Below are 5,611 nucleotides of genomic sequence, written 5' to 3'. Positions count from 1 at the left end.
GTCCATGATTCCTCCGGCCCCGTCACGGCCGGAGGCGCCTCCGGCCGTGTCAGGTGTGATCGGTGCGGTTGAGCGTGGGGGCCCGGTCGCGGTTCGTACGGATGAGCGTGGGGGCTCCAGGTGCGGTTGGGCGCTAGCCGAGGGCGACGGTCCTGAACTACCGGCGGGGTTCGCCGGCAGTCAGGACTTCTTCTCCTCGGCGGAGCAGTACTGGGGGGCGCTGCTCACGTTGTCGGCGGTGATGAGGCTGATCGGCGTCATGGCGATCTTGTCGGTCTTCTTCTTGTCGAGCAGCGAGATGGTGTTGGTGATGGCGATCTTCCCGGTCGTCATGGCGGAGTTGGCGACGGTCGCGGCGAAGCGCCCGTCCTTGACGGCGGCCACCCCGCGGTCGGTTCCGTTGACCGTCACGATCTTCACATCAGCCTTGGCGGCCGTGAAGGCCTTGAGAGCCCCGAAGGCCATCTCCTCGTTCGCCACGAACGCGTACTTCATGTCCGGGTGGGCCTGGATCATGTTCTCGGCGACGTCCTGTGCCTTGGCCGCGTTGAACATGCCCGGCTGGTTCGCCACGACCTTCGCACTGGCCGGCAGAGCCTTGGTGAAGCCGTTGACCAGCAGGTCGGAGGCGGCGCCGGGGGCACCGGCGATCACGCCGACCTCGACGGCCTTGCCCCCGGCGTCCTGCTCGACGTAGTCGGCGTCCAGCTCACCCACCTGCTTGAGGTCGACCACCACCGCTCCGAGGATGTCGGTGGGGTCGTCGGTCACCACGGAGGTGAGGAAGATGGGTATGTTCGCGCTCTTGGCCTTCGCGATGTCCCCCTTGAGCGCGTCGACGTTGACCGTCTGCACGATGAGTGCGTCGACGTTCCGCGAGATCATGTCCTCTATGTTGGACAGCTCCGTACCCGGGTTCTGGTGGGAGTTGGCCGTGAAGAGCTTGGCGTCCTTCGCGTCGGCGGTGTCCTTGATGGACGCCTGGAGACAGGTGTGGAATTCGGTGTCCCCACCGTTGACGAACCCCAGCGAGACCGACCCGTCGTCGGAAGCGCCGGCACCGCAACCGCTCAGTGCGAGAGCGAGTCCGGCGACAGAGGCGGCAGTGGCTCTGCGTGAACGGGCAGAAAGGGTCATGGGATGGGCCTTTCGGAGCGTGCGGGCGGGTGATCAGTGTGGGGAGGTCTTCTTGTGCAGTTGGTTGGCGATGGCGGCGATGAGCAGCACCGCGCCGACGGAGATCTGCTGGAAGTAGCTGGACACCTGAAGGAGGTTCAGCGCGTTGGCCACGACGCCGAGCAGTACGACTCCCAGGCAGGTGCCGATGATCGTGCCGTAGCCGCCGGCGAGCATGGTGCCGCCGATCACGACCGACGCCACCGCGGTGAGCTGCAGCTGGAGGCCGCCGGTTCCCGGGCTGCTCGCACCGAGCCGTGACAGCAGCATCAGCCCGGCGAGGCCCGACAGGGCGCCGGCCAGACCGTAGAGCACCAGCTTCTGCCAGTTGACATTGATGCCGCTGAGCCGGGCGACCTGTTCGTTGCCGCCGATCGCGAAGGCGTCCCGGCCGAAGACCGTGAACTTCATGATCAGGCCGACCACGACCAGGACCAGGAGCGCCACGATCAGCAGGTTCGGCAGGCCGAGCGTCTTCTCCGCACCCAGCGCGGACAGGTGTTCGCCGATGGAGACGCTGAGTCCGTTGAGCACCAGGAGTGCGACGCCGTCGAGGAGTGTGGCGGTGGCGAGGGTGGCGACGAACGGTGCCACGTTGGTGTAGGTCACCACCAGACCGTTGACCAGCCCGATCGCGGTGGCGAGCAGCAGTGACACGACCACGGTGAAGGTGGTCGATCTGCCGTGCGCCAGGAACTGCGCGGCGACGGCCGTGGTGACCGCGGCGTTGCTGCCCATCGAGAAGTCCATGCCGCCGGCTGTCATCAGCAGCGTGAGCCCCGCGGCGAGGACGGCGACGACGCTGACCTGCCTGAGGACGTTCACCAGGTTGACCGACGTGGCGAACGAGTCGGTCTCCACCCCGGCGAACACGATGACGACGATCAGTACGGCGATCAGGCCGGCGTGCGGGATACCGCTCAGTGTGCGGAAGGGCCCCAGCTTCCGGGGGTCTTTCGTGGTGCTCTTGATACCGGGCGTCTCCGGCGGAGCTGTGATGCTCATCGGGGTTGTCCTCCGAGGGCGGTGGCGACGAGTTCGTCGTGGGTGATGGCGTTGACGTCGTGCTCGGCGACCACACGGCCGGCGCTGACGACGATCACGCGGTCGGAGAGGCGCATGACCTCCTCGGCGGACGAGGAGGCGAGCAGGACGGCCACACCCCGGGAGGCGAGTTCGTCGATCAGCACGTGGATGTCGGCTATGGCTGCCACGTCGACGCCGTTTGTGGGGTCTTCGAGGAAGCAGGCCACGGGGGAGGTCTCCAGCCACTTGGCCAGCAGGACCTTCTGCTGGTTCCCGCCGGAGAGGCTGCCGACCGCCGGGTTACGGGTCAGCGAGACGACCCCGTAGCTCTCGCGGCGCGGGGCGGCGCGGCGGGTCATGTCGGACCAGCGCTGGAGCCGGCGCCTGCTCAGCCGGTCGGTGGCGAGCATGAGGTTCTCGTCGAGGGACAGCCCCGGTATCAGCCCCAGTGCGCGGCGGTCTCCGGTGACGCAGCGCAGGCCGCCGGCCAGGGAGCGCGAGACGCGGCCGAACGGCACGCGCGTCCCGCCCACCTCCATCTCGCCGGCGTCGGGACGCCGGCGGCCGGACAGCAGGTCGAACAGCCGGGACTGCGCGTCCCCGGCCGGACCGAGGACGCCGACGATCTCGCCCTTGCGCACCTGGACGCCGAAGTCGGTGATGTCGCGGCCGTGGGACAGGCCCCGTACGGTCAACGCGACCGTCCGCGTGGGAGCGGGTCGTTCGGGGCGCCGGGACACCACGTCACGGCCGACCATGTGGCGGACCAGTCCCGCGGAGTCGGTCAGCGAGGAGGGTCCGCTGTGCACCACTGATCCGTCGCGGAGCACGGTGACGTGGTCCGCGATCGAGAGGACCTCGTCGATGTAGTGCGAGATGTAGACGACGGCCACGCCCTCGTCACGCAGGGTCCGCACCAGGCTCCTGATCCGGTCCGCCGCCGCGGCTCCCAGACAGGCGGTCGGCTCGTCCAGGATCAGGACCTTGCCGCCGCGCCGTACCTCACGGGCGACCTCCACCATCGTCTGCTCGGCGACGGTGAGTTCACCGGCCCGGCGCTTCACGTCGATGTCGATGTTCAGGTCGAGCAGGGCCTGGCGGGCCTGCCGCTCGACCGACTTCCACGACACGACGGAGCGCGAGGAGGGGAGGTCCCCCAGAAGGATGTTCTCGGCGACGGTCAGCGCCATGACGAGTTCGCGGCGCTGCGGGACCGAGGAGATGCCGAGCTGACGGGCCTTGCGCGGGGTCAGCGCCGACTGGCTCGTGCCGCCGATCTCGATCGTGCCGCCGTCCCCCTGGTGCGCTCCCGAAAGGAGCTGGACCAGGGTGGACTTGCCGGCGCCGTTCATGCCCATCAGGGCGTGGACCTCGCCGGGGTGGATGTCCAGCGAGACACCTTTGAGCGCCACGGCTCCGCCGAAGCTCTTGGTGAGGTCGCGGACGCGGACCACCGGCTCCGTGGCCGGGCGGCCCACGGTGCCGGTGGATCCAAGAGCAGTCGTGGCGGACACGTCCTCGCTCCCTTTCGTACGTGGCTCGGGACGGGCTGTCACGGCTGGGACCGGTCCCCGCCGCCGGTGACCCGCTCGAAGCCGCGGATGTCGGGGAACGGGGGCTTGCGGCCGGCCTGGAGGTCGACCTGGAAGGCGTTCAGGCACATGCCGAGCATCGTGAAGTTGCCCAGGGAGCCGATGGTGTCGACGAGCCCCTGCGAGCCGAAGTGCTTGTGGGCACGGGCGAAGGTCTCGTCCGAGACGAAGTGGGTCTCCAGCAGTTCCTGGCAGAACTCGTAGAAGGCGGTGTCCGCCTCGTCGGCGAACACGGGCTCCCGGCGCTCCGCGAGGGCCTCGACGGCCTCCGCGGGGATGCCGGCCTCGACGGCGGCGGCCACATGCGCGTTCCAGGAGTACTGCGCGTCGAAGTGACGCGCCGCCATCAGCAGGGTGAGTTCCCTCAGGTGCTTCGGCAGGCTCGATTCGAAACGTACGAAGGCACCGAGCGATTCCACCCGCTCACACAGCTCCGGGCTCTGCAGCCACACCCGGAAAGGCCCGCGGACTCCGCCTCGGCGCGCCGTGATCCTGGCATGGAGTTCCTGCTGATGCTCGTTCATGTCTTCGGCGGCGAGTACGGGGAGTCTCATGGGCGTTGCGTGCCTTTCTTTCGGTGACACGGGCGGATCGACCGTGCAACGGGAGCCGACCGTACCCCCGAGTCGCTGAGGCTCACCCTCCTCGGAATGCAAGGTAAAGCTGCACGCCGGATGCCTCTCATCCACAGGGCCGGCGCCTAACGTCGGACGACGCACCGACGTCGAGAGGGACTCCGCATGACAGTCATCATCAAGACCGCTTCCGTCCGCCTGCTGGACCGGGGCGGTGCGATCGTGACGACTCCGCTGGTCACGACTCCGTCGTCGAACGGCGAGAATCTGATCACCAGCGGAATGAGCGTGTATCCGGTGGGATCCGGGGCGCCGATGCACTCGCACAACTGCGACGAGCACGTGACGGTCCTCGAGGGCGAGGCGGAGGTTCTGGTGGAGGGAGAGGTGACCCGTCTCGAACGCTTCGACACCACCTACATCCCCTCCCCGATACCCCACCTCTTCCGGAACGTCGGCGACACTCCGCTGCGCATCCTGTGGGTCTACACATCGGGAACGGTCACCCGGACGTTCACCGAGACCGGCGTGACGGTGGAACACCTGTCGGCCGCCGACCAGATGGCCTGACCGCACGGCCCGGCCGCCTGAGGCAGGCCGGCGGGGCGCCGTCTCACGGTGGCCGGCGTGCAGTCACGGGGAACGGGGGATGAGGCAGCGGGTCGTCCAGTGCATATGTCCTGCTCCTCGGTCATGCGGGCGGTGGGCGGGACCCGCGGTCGTCCCGGCCGTCACCGGAACCTCCCGCAGGTCCCGGGCCGCCCGCACAGCGGTACGCCACGAGTGCCGACAGTGCCCGGACCGGGCGTTCTCCTCGGACCGGGTGCGATCGGCGTCTGCTTCCTGGCGGTGACCGTAATCGCCCGAACCGGATGTCGGCAAGATCTGGCACGAGATTGTTGACTGTGTATTTCCGCTGCCGTCCCGTGCTGTCCGCATCCAGAAGTTGCCTGGTCAGCCGGTGGCACCCGGCGGCTCGGCACAACCTCCGGTCCCGCACGCGCCGGAGGGGGCGCCCGTTTCACGTGAAACATCCACGAGGGCCGGGCGGTTGGCTCCCTCGGGCGCCCCGTCGGCCGGAACGACCAAGTGGAAGGCGCCAGATGGTGATCCTGAGGGACGTGAGGGAGAGCCCCCGATGAAGATCGTGGTGTTCGGGGCCACCGGCATGATCGGCAGCCGGATCACCGCCGAGGCGGTGCACCGGGGCCATCAGGTGCTGGCGGTGAGCCGGAGCGGGGC

Annotated in this window: 6 protein-coding genes; 2 read left to right on the top strand and 4 right to left on the bottom strand. The window is 68.6% G+C overall.

Annotation, left to right across the window (positions count from 1 at the left end; genetic code table 11):
• Nucleotides 1–180 precede the first annotated feature (180 nt).
• The 4 genes from ACFWFI_RS40600 to ACFWFI_RS40585 are packed head-to-tail and all read right to left on the bottom strand — an operon-like array spanning nucleotide 181 to nucleotide 4,348.
• On the bottom strand, nucleotides 181–1,137 hold the full coding sequence (locus ACFWFI_RS40600) for a sugar ABC transporter substrate-binding protein (RefSeq protein ID WP_387400645.1): 957 nt from the start codon (nucleotides 1,135–1,137) through the stop codon (nucleotides 181–183).
• Between the two features lie 33 nt (nucleotides 1,138–1,170).
• The gene (locus ACFWFI_RS40595) at nucleotides 1,171–2,181 is read right to left on the bottom strand and encodes an ABC transporter permease (RefSeq protein WP_387400643.1); all 1,011 of its coding nucleotides are present in this window, start codon (nucleotides 2,179–2,181) and stop codon (nucleotides 1,171–1,173) included.
• Entirely contained in the window at nucleotides 2,178–3,716 is a 1,539-nt protein-coding gene (locus ACFWFI_RS40590; RefSeq protein ID WP_387400641.1) for a sugar ABC transporter ATP-binding protein, read from the bottom strand. Before ACFWFI_RS40590 ends, ACFWFI_RS40595 begins: the two co-directional genes overlap by 4 nt.
• Nucleotides 3,717–3,754: 38 nt before the next feature.
• Nucleotides 3,755–4,348 carry a carboxymuconolactone decarboxylase family protein gene (locus ACFWFI_RS40585; RefSeq protein ID WP_387400639.1) on the bottom strand — a complete coding sequence of 198 codons (594 nt, stop codon included), beginning with the start codon at nucleotides 4,346–4,348 and terminating at the stop codon, nucleotides 3,755–3,757.
• A gap of 186 nt (nucleotides 4,349–4,534) precedes the next feature.
• On the opposite strand from ACFWFI_RS40585, the gene ACFWFI_RS40580 reads away from it, so the two are divergent.
• Together ACFWFI_RS40580 and ACFWFI_RS40575 are read left to right on the top strand one after the other, a co-directional pair.
• The gene (locus tag ACFWFI_RS40580) at nucleotides 4,535–4,939 is read left to right on the top strand and encodes a cupin domain-containing protein (RefSeq protein ID WP_387400637.1); all 405 of its coding nucleotides are present in this window, start codon (nucleotides 4,535–4,537) and stop codon (nucleotides 4,937–4,939) included.
• A 568-nt stretch (nucleotides 4,940–5,507) separates the two neighbouring features.
• Nucleotides 5,508–5,611, top strand: a 104-nt coding sequence (locus ACFWFI_RS40575) for an NAD-dependent epimerase/dehydratase family protein (RefSeq protein ID WP_387400647.1), incomplete at its 3' end; no start/stop codon positions are given.

It is taken from the genome of Streptomyces sp. NPDC060209, assembly GCF_042728155.1.
GTDB lineage: Bacteria > Actinomycetota > Actinomycetes > Streptomycetales > Streptomycetaceae > Streptomyces.
Note: the sequence above shows the minus strand (reverse complement) of the source record. Positions and strands in the feature narration are given on the sequence as shown.

Excerpts from the sequence above, each read along its gene's own strand:
- ACFWFI_RS40600 (WP_387400645.1), bottom strand. The coding sequence starts at position 1,137 with ATGACCCTTTCTGCCCGTTCACGCAGAGCCACTGCCGCCTCTGTCGCC.
- ACFWFI_RS40580 (WP_387400637.1), top strand. The coding sequence starts at position 4,535 with ATGACAGTCATCATCAAGACCGCTTCCGTCCGCCTGCTGGACCGGGGC.
- ACFWFI_RS40595 (WP_387400643.1), bottom strand. The coding sequence starts at position 2,181 with ATGAGCATCACAGCTCCGCCGGAGACGCCCGGTATCAAGAGCACCACG.
- ACFWFI_RS40585 (WP_387400639.1), bottom strand. The coding sequence starts at position 4,348 with ATGAGACTCCCCGTACTCGCCGCCGAAGACATGAACGAGCATCAGCAG.